This window comes from Methylomonas aurea, assembly GCF_024505045.1.
Classification (GTDB): Bacteria; Pseudomonadota; Gammaproteobacteria; order Methylococcales; family Methylomonadaceae; genus Methylomonas; species Methylomonas aurea.
On record NZ_JANIBM010000003.1, the window covers coordinates 146,774 to 162,334 of the forward strand.

Sequence of the window (15,561 nt, forward strand, 5' to 3'; positions counted from 1 at the left end):
CGCCTTACTATGAAACTACTTGCCGTATCCTACGTGCTGCCGCCCAATCTCTATTCGCAAGCTATCCAGATCGGCCGTCTGCTTTACCATGCCCGGCTGCCGATAGCCGCCGTCACGGGCCAGGTGGAGGCCTTGGCGAACGGGCTGGATGCGTATCCCGATTTCGACAGCCGCTTACTGTTTAGATTGCCGGTGGCGTACCGTGCGCCCTTATCCGGCCTGTGGCATCGAATTGCGGCGAATCTGCTGCCCTTGTACGCGCGGGCCCCCGACGAATTCCTGGGCTGGGTGCCGCTGGCCGAGCGTGTCGTGGTCGAGCGCTTGGCGCAGGGCGATTTTGCGGCGGACGCTTTGCTGAGCTTCGGCGAGCCGATGTCGGACCATCTGCTCGGCCTGCGTTTGAAACGCCGCTACGGTTTGCCGTGGGTGGCGCATTTCAGCGATCCCTGGGCGGATAACCCGTTCCGGCGCCGGTTTTTCCTGGCGAACATCCGTAACCGCCAATTGGAACGCGAAGTGGTTGCCGCCGCCGATCGCATCATTTTTACCTCGCAAGAAACCGTGGATTTGGTGATGGCCAAATATCCCGCGGCGTGGCGGGAGAAGGCCCGGGTCCTGCCGCACGGTTTCGAGCCCGGCGCTTACGGCGACTCGCCACGCGATCCGGATGCGCCGCTGTTGATCCGTTATTTGGGGAATTTCTACGGCCACCGGTCGCCGCAGCCGTTGTTCGAGGCTTTGGCGGCCATTCTGCGCGAGCGGCCGGACGAACTGTGCGGCGTCCGCATCGAATTGGTCGGCGGAGTGCCGCCCAGGATGCTGACATCGGCGGCCTACCGGTCCTTGCCGGACGGATTGGTAACCGTGGTGCCTACCGTCGATTATTCGGCCTCGCTGGCATTGATGAAGCAATCCGATTTGTTATTGGTGATCGATGCGCCGGACGACCTAAGCGTGTTTCTGCCCGGGAAGCTGGTCGATTATTTGGGAGCCGGCGTGCCGATTTTCGGCATCGTACCGCCCGGCGCATCGGCGCAGTTAATTTCCAAGCTCGGCGGCGCCGTCGCCAATCCGCGCCGGCCGGCCGAAATCGCCGAGTCTCTGCAGCAGGTTTTGCAAACTATTCGCGAGCGCAGGGCGGCGGGAATTACGTCGGCCTGGGGTGATCCGCAAGTGCGCGCGGCTTACAGCGCCGATGCGGTGGCGGAAAGGTTCCGTTCTATTCTCGGCGAACTGGCCGGCAGCGCTGCGGATGGGTAAGGTTTTTCTCTACGGCTATTACGGCTTCGGCAACGTCGGCGACGATTTGCTGTTGGCGGCGATTTTGCGGCGCTTGCGCTCGGCGGCGCCGGATTCGAGTTTTGTCGTGCGCAGCCTGCATCCGGTAGCCGACTTGCAAAGCGAAAACGTCGAATTCAGCTGCCAGGAGCGGATTCTGTTGCAGCCGAATCTGCCGAAGTGGCGGCGCCTGCTCGACTATCTGGCGGTCAATTGGCGGTCGCTGGCCGGTTGCCGGGCCATGGTTTTCGGTGGCGGTACGCTGTTTCACGCCCGCGGCGGCGCGTTGACCAATCTGGTGTTGATTTTCCTGGCCGTCGTTCAAGCCCGGCTCAGAGGCGCCCGAGTGTTTGTGCTGGGGGCCGGCGTCGCCGAAATGCCCGGCATTTCGGCCAGATTGTTAATGGCGGCGATCCTGGCGCTGAGCGATGATTTTGCCGTGCGCGACGCCTCGTCGTGGCGCCATTGCCGGCAGGTGATCGGCGGCAATCGCGTCAGGCGTACGGCTGATCTGGTGTTCTCATTGCAGTTGCCGACGGTGCCGACAACCTCGGCCGGCAAAACTGTCGGCGTCACGTTGGCGGCCAGCGATATCGGCGCCGCGACCGGCGCGTATCCGCATTTTTTTAGCGTTCTTGCCGCGGATTTGGCGGAATTACGCGACAATGGTTGGTCGATCCGGCTGTTGTCGTTTCAAGAGCTGGACGATCCGCAGGCTGGCGTGTCCGATACCAAGTTGCTGCAGGCCGTCGGCATCGCCGGCGAGCGCGTCGAACTGCTCAGGGTTTCGTCGGACCCGGATGCATTGTGCCGGCAATTCGCCGAACTCGATATCGTTGTCGGTATGCGGTTTCACGGTCTGGTCATGGCGGCTTTGCTGGGCCTGCCGTTTGTCGGGATTGGCCGCGATAGCAAGCTGTCGGATTTTTGCCTGGATGCCGGTATGCCGTTTCTTTCGCTTTCCGAGGCGCGCGCTGGGTTGATCGCCGCGACGATAGGGGGAGCAGCGGGCCGAATGGTCGATGGCGCCAATCTTGCCTGCTGGCAAGCCTTGTCTGCGGAAAATTTCGGCCCAATCGAGGAATATCTGAAATGAGGGTGATTTTGCACGGGTTCGGCTCGTTCCCGATACTGTTTTACCACGTGATCGAATACGCCAGACGCCGCTATCCGGAAGTGGAATGGGCGATTATCTTGTCGTCGCCGCACCACGAGGCCTTGATGGTGTCGCTGCTCGGCCGGGACAACGTGTTCGTGTTGAACGGCAACGATGGCTCTTGCTCTGCGGAAGAGAAAGTTTTGCTGTATCCGGGCAGCCTGCACCGCGATATCGACAGCGAAAAACGCAATTTCAAATTCGCCCGCTCGCAGCTCCAATTGCAACGGGCGATGAACCTGTACCGCGGTGCCAGACGGTTCATGGCGCGCTTCGCGCCGAGCCATGCGCTGATCTCGCAGGTGGAAGGTCTGGACGGCAAGGTGTTTCTGGCGTGCGCCAAACAGATAGGCATACCGGTCGTCGTGCCGACCCATTGCCGCAATTTGGGCGGAATATTTTTTTCGCCGGACGATAGTGAGTCCTTGCCGTCGTATGCGAATGCGGGCGATTCGACTGCCAGGCAGTCCGGCGAACGGTTTCTCCGAGAGTTCCGGGAAGCGCCAAAAGCGCCGGCGGTCGGCCAGGCCGTAGCGGAAGACAACATTCTGTCTGCATTTCAAAAGCCATTGCTGCAGCGCGTGGGCTTGGCGTTACAACGCCGGTTCGACGCCAGGGAAAGCTTCGAATGGGATTACCTGCGTGCGGCGTTTTTGAATAACCTGCCTTGGCTGCGGGACGCTGTTTGGAATTTGCGGCGCTGGAAAAACCAACGGCTATGCGACATTACCGGTTTGGAACAGCTCCCGGAAAAATTCGTGTTTTATCCGTTGCAGTATTCGCCCGAGTCTTCGATAAATACCCCGGCGCCGTATTTCGTCGATCAGATGCGGGCAATCGATGCGATTCGACATGCGTTGCCCAGCGACGTGGTTTTAGTGATCAAAGAACACCCGGCCTGCATACTGCTGCGAAGCGGCAGTTTCGTCCGCGAGTTGCTGCATAAATCCGGTGTCGTGGTGGCCCATTACGCGATGCCGTCGGCGGAAATCGTAAAACGGGCGCGGATCACGATCTCAGTGACCGGCACCGCCACCTTCGAAGCCTATCTGCTGGGTCGGCCGTCGATTACCTTGGGCAACGCCTTTTTTTCCGAGGCTTTGGGCGGCGTCTGCAATCTCCGCGATTTACGCGCCAAAATTGCCGAGAAATTGGATGGCAAAGTCGACGACGCCGACATTGTCGATTTTCTGGCCCGCGTGTTTTCGGTACGTAAGAACGTCGTATTCGGTTCGCCGGGCATGGCCGGCGAACCGGTATTGCGCGAGGGCAATGTAATCGCGTTTGCCGAAGGCTTCATACAACATTGCCGGGCTATCGACGGAGTGGGCAAATGAATACAGTGCCCCAACAAGCCTATGTCTGCCCGATTTGCGCTGCCGAGCGGTCCAGGCCGATACCGTTCCGGGACCCCGACTCCGGGCTGCGGGTGTTGAAAACCGCCGGTTACCATTGGCGTTTATGCGGCACTTGCGGCAATGCCTTCCCGACGCAGACGGTGTCGCTGGCGGAACTACAGCAATATTGGGATCGCAACCGGGTAATCGATGATACGCCTGCCGCCGAGGCCGAGGCTGTTTGGCAAGGCCGTTGGCAGGCCAGCCAAGTTTGGGCGCAGCGGACTTACGACTTTGTCGCGCCGTTTATACGGCCGGATATGCAACATTTTCTCGATGTTGCCTGCGGACTGGGTGCAACCGTCGCCCTGTTCCGCGATAAGGGCTGGCAGGCGGAAGGGGTCGATGCCGATCCGAACACGCGGCAATTCCACGAAAAAGCCGGAGTGTCGGTGACGATAGGGCAGGTGGAGAATTTGCAGCCGGGGGCTGCTTTCGATGTGGTTTCGATCGCGCATGCGATTTATTTCGTCAGCCGGCCGCGGCAGTTCGTGCAGCAGGTGGCGGCGATGCTGAAGCCCGACGGCCTGTTCGCCGTTATCGTCAGCGATTTGTTGTCGTCGTTGAGCGACAGTTGTCCGGGGTATGCACACACCTGGTATCCGAGTGCTGATGCGCTGGTCTATCTCCTGGAGCAGGAAGGCTTCGTCGTGATTGCCCGCCGCCGATTGAAAGGCTCGATCATGATTTTGGCAAAACCCGGCCAAACCGGTGCGCCGCGGGCGTTTCCACGCCGCGACTACTGGTTGCACATGAGTCAGGCCTGGCGCTTCAAAGTGTTGGGCCGGCCTTACCGCTGCCTGGTAAACGGTTTAAAAAAACTGTTGCGGAAATAGTTTGGATTGCTTATGCGTAACGGCACTTCAGGCATCCGGCCAGAGGCCGGAATCGGCAAATTTGGGGTGCGGCTTGTCCGCAACGTTTTGAGAATAGGGGAGAATTGGCATGGGGCACGCGGCTGAGGTCGAGTCCGGAGAACGTTTTGAATTCGGCGAAAATTGGGCGCGTTTCTTGGCCGAGCTGTCGGATGAAAAAATCGCCGCGGCGGAGGCGTCGCTGAAACGGATGCTGGGCGTCGAGTCTTTGCAGGGCAAGACCTTTCTCGATGCGGGCTCCGGCAGCGGCTTGTTTTCGCTGGCGGCGGCGCGCCTGGGGGCAACGGTGCATTCCTTCGATTTCGACCCGAGTTCGGTTAAATGTACCGAACGGATCAAGCAGCTTAAATTTCCGGACTGCGAACGCTGGCGGATCGAGAGCGGATCGGTACTGGATCGAGGCTATGTCTCGGCATTGGGCGATTTCGATGTGGTCTATTCCTGGGGCGTGTTACACCATACCGGCGATATGGCTGCGGCATTTGCCAATATTGCCGGTTGCGTCAAACCGGGCGGTTTGCTGTTTATCGCGATTTACAACGACCAGGGCTGGATCAGCCGCTATTGGACCTGGGTCAAACGATTGTACAACCGCAGCAGGATTGCCAAACCGGTGTTGATCGCATGCCATGCGCCTTACTTGCTGGGCCTGCGCTGGCTGGTGCGCGCTGCCAGCGGACGGCTGTCGATCGAGCGCGGCATGACGATCTGGTACGACATGATCGATTGGTTGGGCGGTTATCCGTTCGAAGTGGCCAAGCCGGAACAAGTCTTCGCTCATTTCCGCGATCGCGGTTTTACGTTGACCGAAATGACGACTTGCGGCGGCCGCATGGGCTGTAACGAATTCGTGTTCCGCCTTGCCAACCGCTAACGCCAATCGCATCGTCGTCGTCCACGTCATCACCGGCCTGAACGTCGGCGGTGCCGAGCGTATGCTGTGGAAATTGCTGGCGCATGCCGACCGGGAGCGGTTCGACATGCGGGTAGTTTGCCTGATTGGCGACGGGCCGGTTGCGGACGATATCCGCGCCTTGGGCATACCGGTATTGTGTTTGGGCGCTCGGTCGCCGGCGAGCGGCTTGAAAGCCGTCGGCCGTTTGCGCAAATATTTGCTCGCGGCACGGCCGGATATTGTGCAAGGCTGGATGTACCACGGCAATTTTGCGGCCTGGGTAGGCCGCTGGCTGATCGGCCGGCGGGTACCGTTGATCTGGGGTGTACGGCAGAGTCTTTACGACATCAATAAAGAAAAGCCGGGTACCGCGAAAATCATCCGCATGTGTGCCTGGTTGTCCGGAGCGGCGACCAAAATCCTGTACAACTCGCAAACCGCCAGACAGCACCACGAAAACATAGGTTATGCGCCGGAGTGCGGCGATTGGCTGCCGAACGGTTTCGACACCGACGTATTCCGGCCGGAGCCGGCGGCGCGGACTGCATTACGGGAAGAGCTCGGCTTGCAGCCGCAAGCGGTGTTGGTCGGCATGGTCGCCCGCTACGATCCGATGAAAGGCCATGCCAATTTTCTAAAGGCCGCCCAGCTGTTGGCCGAGCGGCGCAACGATGTGCATTTCGTGTTGGCCGGTCGTGGGGTCGACTCGCAAAACCGCTTGTTTGTCGACGCCGAACGCAGCTCCGCTTTACAGGGTCGTTTGCATCTATTGGGTGAGCGCCAGGATATTGCAAGTATCACTGCCGCGCTGGATATCGCCGTCACGCCCTCGGTTTCGGAAGGCTTTGCCAACGCGATCGGAGAAGCAATGAGTTGCGCGGTCCCGTGCGTGGTGACCGATGTCGGCGATTCCGCGGCGGTTTTGGGCGACGGCGGCCGAGTCGTTGTCGCCGAGGATTCGCAGACGTTGGCGGCCGCAATTGGCGAACTGCTCGATTTGGCGCCGGAACGGCGACAGGCGATTGGTATGCAGGCCCGGCAGCGGGTGCTGGAGCAGTTTTCGATTCAAGCGGTGGCACAGCGTTATCAAGATCTATACCGCAGTTTGGCTGCGGCCGAGGATGCTTAAGCGATGTGCGGCATAGCGGGTTTTTTCGGCATTGGCCTGTCCGACCCGGAAGCGGTTTTGCAAGCGATGGGCGATGCGATTCGCAGTCGCGGCCCCGACGACAGCGGAATTTTCCGGAGTGCCGAGGATGGGATCGGCTTGGTGCACCGCCGGCTGTCCATCGTCGACCTGTCGCCGGCCGGGCATCAACCGATGCTGTCGTCCTGTCGGCGCTATGCCATCGTTTTCAACGGCGAAATTTACAACCATCCGGCGTTGCGCGAACAACTCGAGCGCTCCGGGCAGGCCCCGGTTTGGCGCGGGCATTCCGACACCGAAACCTTATTGGCGGCCATCGCCGCCTGGGGTTTGCGCAAAGCGCTGGAGTCGGCGGTGGGTATGTTTGCGCTGGCTTTATGGGATCGGGAAACGCGCGAGCTGTCGTTGGCGCGCGACCGCTTGGGCGAAAAGCCGCTGTATTACGGTCGGGTAGCCGGCGGTTTGGCTTTTGCTTCGGAACTGAAAGCCTTGCGGGCAATTCCGGGTTTCGTCGGCGACATTGATCGCCAAGCCCTGGCGCTGTACATGCGGCATAACTACGTTCCCGGCCCGTACAGTATTTATAGCCGGATCAACAAGTTGGTTCCGGGCAGTCTATTAACCTTCGACCGTAGCCAGATTGCCTCAGGCAGTTTGCCGGAGCCCGATCTGTTCTGGTCCGCAGCCGCTGCGGCTAGAGACGGCTTGGCCGAGCCGTTTACGTTTAATTCCGCAGACGAGGCGGCCGACGCGCTGGAACAAAAGTTGCGCGAGGCCTTGCGCGGCCAGATGGTGGCCGATGTGCCATTGGGTGCATTTTTGTCGGGCGGCGTGGATTCGTCGACGATTGTCGCGTTAATGCAGGCCGAGGCGCGAGCTGCGGGTGCACCGCCGGTCAAGACTTTTACCATCGGCTTTGGCGAGGATGCGTTCGACGAGGCCCGCTACGCAAAGGCGGTGGCCCGGCATTTGGGTGCCGAGCATAGCGAGCTTTACGTCAGCTCCAATGACGCATTGGCCATCATTCCCGAGTTGCCGGCGATTTACGACGAACCGTTTGCCGATTCGTCGCAATTGCCGACAAGCCTGGTTTCGCGCATGGCCCGGCAGCAGGTTACGGTAGCGTTGTCCGGCGACGGCGGCGACGAATTGTTCGGCGGCTACGGCCGCTACCGGATGGCGCAGCGGCTATGGGCCAAGCTGGCAGCGGTGCCTTTGCCGCTGCGGAATGCGCTAGCCGGGGTTTTACGCGGCGTACCGGTCAAAGGCTGGGACGCTCTGTACGCTGTTGTCCAGCCCTTGTTGCCGGCCGGCACGCGTAGCGGTTTCCCGGGGGACAAGATTCATAAAGGGGCTGGCTTGTTACATAGCGCCAATCCGGCCGAGTTGTACTTGAACCTGATCAGCCATTGGCAACCGGCAGATGTGGTGCTCGACGGCGACTCTGGAGATGCGTTGCTGAAAAGTTGGCCGGTTTTGCCGGAGTTGCTCGAACAAATGATGTTGTTCGATAGCTGCAGTTATTTGCCGGACGACATTCTGGTCAAGGTCGACCGGGCGGCAATGAATGTCGGCCTGGAAACCCGGGTGCCGCTGCTTGACCATCGTTTGTTCGAGTTTGCCTGGAAATTGCCGCGGCAGATGAAAGTCCGTGACGGCGAAGCCAAATGGCTGTTGCGCCGGGTGTTGTACCGGCATGTGCCGCGCGAATTGATCGAACGGCCGAAAATGGGTTTTGCGGTACCGCTCGAAGAGTGGCTGCGCGGGCCATTGCGCGATTGGGCCGAGGCCTTGCTCGACCGCTCGCGGCTCAGCCGCGACGGTTATTTCGATCCGGAGCCGATCAGGCGCAAATGGGCCGAGCATTTGTCCGGTCGGCGGAATTGGCGATTTTTGTTGTGGGATGTTTTGATGTTCAATGCCTGGCTAGATCAGCAATGAGTAACAAACTATTGGTGGTCTGCAACGACCTGGATTTTTTTCTGCTGCACCGGCTGCCGGAAACCAGCGGCGCGCTGAAACAGGGTTACGAAGTCCACGTTGCGACCCCGCCCGGGACGCGGGTGGCGGAAATCCGCGAGCTCGGTTTTATCTATCACGAGCTGGTGCTGACCCGGAGCGGCCAAAACCCGATGGCGGAGCTGGCAGCGCTCCGGGCGATGTATGCGCTATTCAAGCGGGTGCAACCCGATCTGGTTTACCTGATGACGGTAAAGCCGATTTTGTACGGTGGCATCGCCGCGCGCTTGGCCGGGGTCAAGGCCGTGGTTGCGGCGGTATTCGGTATGGGCTATCTGTTTACCGATACCCGGCTTAAAACCCGGATACTCCGAGCTTTGGTTTCCCGGCTATACCGTTTGGCGCTGGGACACCGGAATATCCGCGTGATCTTTCAGAATCCGACCGATCGCGATCTGATGGTCGGGCTAGGCGTCGTCCTGCCGGAAAACACCGTATTGGTGCGCGGTTCCGGAGTCGACTTGCAGCGCTTCGTAGTCATTCCGGAGCCGGAAGGCCGGCCGGTCGTGTTGATGGCGGCGCGCTTGCTGTACGATAAAGGCGTGAGGGAATACGTCGAGGCCGCCCGCTTGCTGCGCGAACAGGGTGGCGACGCGCGCTTTGTGCTGGTCGGCGACCGCGATGACGGCAATCCTTCCAGTCTGAGCCGTCAGGAAGTCGAAGCGTTGCGTGCCGATCCGAATATCGAATTTCTCGGCTTTCAAAAAAATATGCCGCAATTATTGGCCGCTGCCAATATCGTGGTACTGCCTTCCTATCGCGAGGGCTTGCCCAGAGTCTTGGAAGAGGCGGCCGCCTGCGGGCGGGCGGTCATTACTACCGACGTGCCGGGTTGTCGGGATGCGATCGAAGCCGGTATCAGTGGTTTGTTAGTGCCGGTAAGGGACGCCGCCGGCCTGGCCGACGCGATTCGGCGCTTGTTGGCCGACCATGCATTACGCCGGGAGATGGGGTGGCGCGGCCGGCAACTGGCCGAACGGCGTTATGCCGTCACAGCGATCGTCGACTCTCATCTGGCGGTTTACCGCGAATTGCTCGCCGCCACCAGTGCGGCTTGACGGCATCGCGCCGGTTTGCCTGCGTGCGGCCTCGCTATCCGGATGTCATTTTCTGTAGTGGCCTGATTTTGCCGGAAATTTTGCTAAAATGGCGGCCATTTCCTTTTCTCGAGCTGACATGAAACACATCGAACTTCTTTCTCCCGCCGGTACCTTGCGCAATATGCGTTACGCGTTTGCATTCGGTGCTGATGCGGTTTATGCCGGACAGCCGCGCTACAGTCTCAGGGTGCGCAACAATGATTTTCTATCCGAGAATCTGGCCAAGGGCATAGCCGAAGCGCACCGGTTGGGGAAAAAATTCTTCCTGGCTGCCAATGTGATTCCGCATAACGCCAAGATCAAAACCTTTTTGAAGGACATGGCGCCGATCATCGCGATGCAGCCCGATGCGCTGATCATGGCCGATCCGGGGTTGATCATGATGACCCGCGAACAATGGCCGGAGATGCCGATTCACTTGTCGGTGCAAGCCAATACCGTCAACTATGCCAGCGTCCGGTTCTGGAAAAGCATGGGCGTGGAAAGGGTGATTCTGTCGCGCGAACTGTCGCTGGACGAGATCGCCGAGATTCGCCAGCAATGCCCCGATATGGAATTGGAAGTTTTCGTGCATGGTGCGTTGTGTATCGCTTATTCAGGCCGCTGCTTGCTGTCGGGCTACTTCAATCATCGCGATCCTAACCAAGGCACTTGTACCAATTCCTGCCGCTGGAAATACGATACCAAACCGGCGGTGGAAAACGCCGAGGGCGATTATTTGTTGGCCGATAGCGCGGTTATTTCCATGAACGATTTGAACCAGGGGCTAAACACTGCGAGTTGCGGCGGCGCCGAGCGCCATCCTCTCGCCGACAATATTTATTTCCTGGAAGAAGAAGGGCGCCCGGGCGAGCTGTTGCCGGTCATGGAAGACGAGAACGGCACTTACATCATGAACTCCAAGGATTTGCGTGCGATCGAGCATGTGCAACGCTTGGTGGAAATCGGCGTCGATAGTTTGAAAATCGAGGGCCGTACCAAGTCGCATTTTTATGTGGCGCGTACCGCGCAGACTTACCGCCAAGCTATCGACGATGCTCTAGCCGGACGGCCGTTCCAGCCGAAATTGCTCGGCATTCTGGATAACCTGGCCAACCGCGGCTATACCGACGGCTTTTACCAGCGCCACCACACCCACGAACACCAAAACTATCTGTCCGGCTATTCGAAGAGCCACCAACAACAGTTTTGCGGCGAAATCACCGGTTTCGATGCCGCGACCGGTATGGCCGATGTCAGCGTCAAAAACAAGTTTGCACTGGGCGACAAATTGGAACTGATTCTGCCCAGCGGCAACCGGGATATCGTCGTGGAACACATGGTCGATAAATACGGTCAGCCGATGCAGGAAGCGGCCGGCGGCGGCTACGAAGTGAAGATTCCGTTGCCGACCGCCGAGTGCGATTACGGTTTGTTGGCCCGTTATTACTGATTCGCGGAGGCGAGTATGAACTTCGATACGGCGGATTTATGCGACCGTTTTGCCCAAACCGACAGTTTTCAGGTGGCAGAGCCGGTGTTGCGCCATTTCGGCGGTAACCGGAGATTTTGCGGCCAGATCACAACCTTAAAAGTGTTCGAGGACAATTCGCTGGTCCGCGCCGTGTTGGCGGAGAAAGTCGATGGCCGCGTATTGGTGGTTGACGGCGGCGGTTCCAAGCGCTGCGCGCTGATGGGCGACACCCTGGCCGGCTTGGCGCTGGAGAACGGCTGGCAGGGTATCGTGGTCTACGGCAGCATCCGCGGCTCCGAGCTGATCCGGCAACTGCCGATCGGCGTGATGGCGTTGAACACGAACCCGTTACGCAGCAACAAGCACGGCCACGGCGACCGCGACGTGATGATCACGTTTGCCGGCGTCAATTTCAAAAAAGACCATTATTTATATGCCGATGGCGACGGAATTATCGTCTCGGATGCGAAATTGGATTAGAATTCGTCCGTCTTAACCCAGTAAAACACTCAAGAATATGCAAATAGTACTCGCTAACCCCCGTGGATTCTGTGCCGGCGTCGATCGGGCCATCGAAATCGTCGATCAAGCGATCGATACGTTTGGTGCTCCCATCTATGTGCGGCATGAAGTGGTGCATAACCGCACCGTAGTCGATGGCTTAAAGGAAAAGGGTGCCGTTTTTATCGAAGAACTCAGCGACGTGCCGGTCGGCTCTTACCTGATATTCAGTGCTCACGGCGTGTCCAAGGCCGTGCAGAAAGAAGCCGAGGAACGCCAGTTGACGGTATTCGATGCGACTTGTCCGCTGGTGACCAAGGTGCATATGCAAGTGGCCAAGCATGCCAAGCAAGACCGGGAAGTGATTTTGATCGGCCACGCCGGCCATCCCGAAGTCGAAGGCACGATGGGCCAATACGACAAATGCACCGAGCACGGCGATATTTATCTGGTCGAAACGCCGGAAGACGTCAAAAACCTGAAGGTCAATAACCCGGAAAATCTGGCTTACGTGACGCAAACCACGTTATCGATGACCGACACCAAAGTCATGGTCGACGCGCTACGCGAGCAATTTCCGTCGATCAAGGAACAAAAGAAAGACGACATTTGCTACGCCACGCAAAACCGGCAAGACGCCGTACATGACTTAGCCAAAATCTCCGACCTGATTCTGGTGGTCGGTTCGCCGAACAGTTCCAATTCCAATCGGCTGCGGGAGATTGCCGAGCAATTGGGCAAACCGGCCTACTTGATCGATACTTATAAGGACTTGAAACAAGAATGGTTGGACGGTATCGAAGTGGTCGGCGTCACCGCCGGCGCCTCGGCACCGGAAGTGCTGGTGCAGGAAGTGATCAACCAATTGAAGGAGTGGGGTGGCGAAAATACCACCGTGCGCGAAAACAAAGGTATCGAGGAAAAAGTGGTGTTTTCGATTCCGAAAGAATTGAAAAAAGCCATGGAAGCCTGATTTTTAGGAGCAATTTATGCCAATCACAGCTCAGGAACTGGTTGCTGCCGCCAAGCAGCAGATTACCGAAATCGACGTCGCGGCGGCGAATGCCAGGCTGTCCGGCGCCTTACTGCTCGATGTGCGGGAGCCGGCCGAATTTGCCGCCGGCCACTTGCCGGGAGCAGTCAACATTCCGCGCGGCGTATTGGAGTTTCAAATCGGCGGCCATCCGGCCTTCCAAGGTAAGCAGGATGCAGGCATCGTCGTCTACTGCCAGAGCGGCGGTCGCTCCGCGTTGGCAACCCAAGTTCTGAACCAGTTGGGATATTCCGGCGCGGTTAGCATGGCCGGGGGCTTCAAGGCTTGGGCGGAGAGTGGACTCAAGGTTGAATGAGTTAAGCCAAATCCGGATCGACATATGGCTGTGGGCCGCGCGGTTTTTCAAAACCCGCGGTCTAGCGGCCGATGCCGTCAACGGCGGTAAGGTCCATGTCAACGGCCAGCGTTGCAAGCCGGGGAAAGATATCAAAATCGGCGATTTGGTCACTGTGACCAAGGATCAGTACACCTGGGAGGTGCGGGTAACCGATCTGAACAAGCAGCGGCGTCCTGCCCCGGAAGCGGCCGGGCTTTATCACGAAGATGCGGCTAGCGCGGCAAAGCGCCATCAGCAAATCGAATTGCGCAAACAGCAACAGGCGCTGCAACACCCTTCCGAGCGCGAACATAAACCCAACAAAAAACAACGCCGTCAAATTCATCGGTTCAAGCAGGACTCGTTATAACCGGAGGTCACTGCCGTCGGATAAAACCATAGCCACGTTGCCGACTTCATTTTATTATTCCCGACTTAACGTAGTGGATTAAGCCAACAAGATTTGTAATAGACTTGCTGGCGTAATCCGTTAAGACAGGCCTAAGCGTCAGCCATTAGCTTGAAAATATCGGCCGCCGCCGCCGCCGCCGGCCGTCAGACATCGCCACATTTCATTTAGGACCATTAATGCCGATCAGCCGATTGTTAATACTACCCGTCACGCTCATTACCGGTAGTCTGATTGCCGGTTGTGCCACGACCCGGCAAATCGCGGTGGACTATCCCAAAACCGAAACCTTACCGATCAAGCCCTTGCGCGGCCAAACTGCTGTCGGCGGTGACGATTATTACGTGCAGTTGGTTTCGGATTTCGAATTCAAGGGCGACAGTGCGCTGAAAGGCGGTTGTAACGAAATGGGCGGCCATTACGAGAACGGCGATTTGTCGGCTGCTTTGGTATTCAGCGTTCACAACGAGACCTTGAAGTTGAAGCGCGAAGTGAGCGGTTTTCTGTATCAAGCGACCACCGGCAAGTGCAACTTCAAGTTGGAGACCAAAAAAGCCAACCTGACGCCGTGGTTGAGGCTGGATACCGGCAAAGATACGCTGATCGATTACAATTTTTTCACCAGCAACAGCCACGAAGCCAATCTTTCCCAACTGGTCGAGGATGTCAATGCCGCCAGCGGTTTGTTTGCGTTGACCGGCGTCGGCGCCGGCATGGCGGTGATGGGCAAACTGGCCGGCAATTGGGTCGAGACCAGCCCGCAGGTCGTTGCCAAAACGCCGGCCGCCAGCGGCAAATACAGTTCCGAAACTCATTCCCTGCCTGCTAGTGTGGCGTTGGCCGGAGATAGCGGCAATTTTAGCCAGAGCCGATTGGCGGTCTATGAAGTGGTCGAAGGCGGTTGGAAAGCCTGGAGTTCGGAAACCCGGCTGCTCGGCGAATTGCGGATTTATCCGGAGGTCGCCACGTCGCTGTTGTTAAAAACCGGCGGCGACGCCATTCCGGACGCTCACGATTTATCGTTGGAGGAGTTGTGGCGTGCGACGATTCAGACCGCCAACGGCGAGGTCAGTCTGCAACAGTTGATCAACCAGGTCGATCCGGCCGCCAAGCCTAATTTGCAACCCGACTGGCGCAACTATGAAGATGTGGAGAGCCAATGCCGGCGCCTGAAATTGGTCATGAAGGATTTGGGTTTCAACAAATTCGACCGCAATGCCGTGTTGTATTATTTCCTGGCTAAATCGCCCGACTGGAAAAATTTCAATATTTCCGCTCAGAAGGCCATGGCCGACGAAATTCGGCCGAAACTGCTGGAACAGTACCGGACCAAGGATTTTTCCGCATGTCTGGCCGCCGAGGACTATGCGGCCATGAAAACCATGCGGTTGCCGGTTAATACCGGGCAGGACTGGGATAATCTGGCCAGCTCCCGGCAGAAGAAAGAGGGCGTGATCAGTCCGGTGCAGTCCGCGGCCCGCCAATTTTTGTCTGCGCTGCAAAATCCGAATAAGGACGAAGCGGCCCGGCAACTGTATCCGTTGCTGAATACCGAAAAATCCGGCAACGGCTCGGTATTGCTGCAGAACCATTTGAGTAACTTCGGCTTGGAGGCTTTGTTGCAAGTGCCGACAATTCCCGACGACGGCGTTGTGGTCACTGCGGCGCAATTGGCTAATGTCTTCGCAGCTCTGAACGTCGAAAGTTTCAGTTGTGCGCGGCCGGCGCAGGAACAAGGCCAGCCGCTGGCGAATATCGGTATCATGCTGTTCGCAACTAAACCGGGCAGCCCGCGCGAAAAAGGCGGTGCGCTGGAATTCGAACTGGTGCAGGGCAAGATTAGCCGTTTGGCGTTTCAACACCCTTCTTTTCGCGATTTCGAACAAAATCTGACCGACTATCCGGATTTGGGCGGCTGCCGGATAGACGCCGAATTCGTCAACCGGCTGCATTGACCTGAA

14 protein-coding genes are annotated in these 15,561 nt (G+C 58.3%); all 14 read left to right on the forward strand.

Going from position 1 to position 15,561, the window contains the following annotated elements; genetic code table 11:
• Nucleotides 1-9: 9 nt before the first annotated feature.
• The 14 genes from NP603_RS03890 to NP603_RS03955 all read left to right on the forward strand — a co-directional run bounded on the left by NP603_RS03890 (nt 10) and on the right by NP603_RS03955 (nt 15,555).
• A complete protein-coding gene (locus NP603_RS03890; RefSeq protein WP_256609618.1) occupies nt 10-1,260 on the forward strand; it encodes a glycosyltransferase in 1,251 nt (416 codons plus the stop codon).
• Nucleotides 1,253-2,374, forward strand: a complete 1,122-nt coding sequence (locus NP603_RS03895; protein ID WP_256609619.1) for a polysaccharide pyruvyl transferase family protein — start codon at nt 1,253-1,255, stop codon at nt 2,372-2,374. Before NP603_RS03890 ends, NP603_RS03895 begins: the two co-directional genes overlap by 8 nt.
• Nucleotides 2,371-3,771 (forward strand): capsular polysaccharide export protein, LipB/KpsS family, encoded by a 1,401-nt coding sequence (locus tag NP603_RS03900; protein ID WP_256609620.1) that lies wholly within the window; start codon nt 2,371-2,373, stop codon nt 3,769-3,771. Before NP603_RS03895 ends, NP603_RS03900 begins: the two co-directional genes overlap by 4 nt.
• Nucleotides 3,768-4,667, forward strand: coding sequence for a class I SAM-dependent methyltransferase (locus NP603_RS03905; protein WP_256609621.1), 900 nt, complete (start codon nt 3,768-3,770; stop codon nt 4,665-4,667). Before NP603_RS03900 ends, NP603_RS03905 begins: the two co-directional genes overlap by 4 nt.
• Before the next feature lie 109 nt (nt 4,668-4,776).
• On the forward strand, nt 4,777-5,580 hold the full coding sequence (locus NP603_RS03910) for a class I SAM-dependent methyltransferase (RefSeq protein WP_256609622.1): 804 nt from the start codon (nt 4,777-4,779) through the stop codon (nt 5,578-5,580).
• Entirely contained in the window at nt 5,567-6,730 is a 1,164-nt protein-coding gene (locus NP603_RS03915) for a glycosyltransferase family 4 protein (protein ID WP_256609623.1), read from the forward strand. The genes NP603_RS03910 and NP603_RS03915 overlap by 14 nt, the downstream gene beginning before the upstream one ends.
• Nucleotides 6,731-6,733: 3 nt before the next feature.
• Nucleotides 6,734-8,689: an asparagine synthase (glutamine-hydrolyzing) gene (gene asnB / locus NP603_RS03920; RefSeq protein ID WP_256609624.1), complete on the forward strand. Its 1,956-nt coding sequence runs from the start codon at nt 6,734-6,736 to the stop codon at nt 8,687-8,689.
• Nucleotides 8,686-9,825, forward strand: a complete 1,140-nt coding sequence (locus tag NP603_RS03925) for a glycosyltransferase family 4 protein (protein ID WP_256609625.1) — start codon at nt 8,686-8,688, stop codon at nt 9,823-9,825. The genes asnB and NP603_RS03925 overlap by 4 nt, the downstream gene beginning before the upstream one ends.
• A gap of 118 nt (nt 9,826-9,943) precedes the next feature.
• Complete coding sequence (gene trhP, locus NP603_RS03930) at nt 9,944-11,299, forward strand: prephenate-dependent tRNA uridine(34) hydroxylase TrhP (protein WP_256609626.1); 1,356 nt, start codon at nt 9,944-9,946, stop codon at nt 11,297-11,299.
• A 15-nt stretch (nt 11,300-11,314) separates the two neighbouring features.
• Nucleotides 11,315-11,800 (forward strand): ribonuclease E activity regulator RraA, encoded by a 486-nt coding sequence (rraA, locus tag NP603_RS03935; RefSeq protein ID WP_256609627.1) that lies wholly within the window; start codon nt 11,315-11,317, stop codon nt 11,798-11,800.
• A gap of 37 nt (nt 11,801-11,837) precedes the next feature.
• Nucleotides 11,838-12,794 (forward strand): 4-hydroxy-3-methylbut-2-enyl diphosphate reductase, encoded by a 957-nt coding sequence (gene ispH / locus NP603_RS03940; protein ID WP_256609628.1) that lies wholly within the window; start codon nt 11,838-11,840, stop codon nt 12,792-12,794.
• A 16-nt stretch (nt 12,795-12,810) separates the two neighbouring features.
• On the forward strand, nt 12,811-13,170 hold the full coding sequence (locus NP603_RS03945) for a rhodanese-like domain-containing protein (RefSeq protein ID WP_256609629.1): 360 nt from the start codon (nt 12,811-12,813) through the stop codon (nt 13,168-13,170).
• Nucleotides 13,163-13,561, forward strand: coding sequence for an RNA-binding S4 domain-containing protein (locus NP603_RS03950; RefSeq protein ID WP_256609630.1), 399 nt, complete (start codon nt 13,163-13,165; stop codon nt 13,559-13,561). Before NP603_RS03945 ends, NP603_RS03950 begins: the two co-directional genes overlap by 8 nt.
• Before the next feature lie 218 nt (nt 13,562-13,779).
• Nucleotides 13,780-15,555 (forward strand): hypothetical protein, encoded by a 1,776-nt coding sequence (locus NP603_RS03955; RefSeq protein WP_256609631.1) that lies wholly within the window; start codon nt 13,780-13,782, stop codon nt 15,553-15,555.
• The last annotated feature ends 6 nt before the right edge of the window (nt 15,556-15,561 follow it).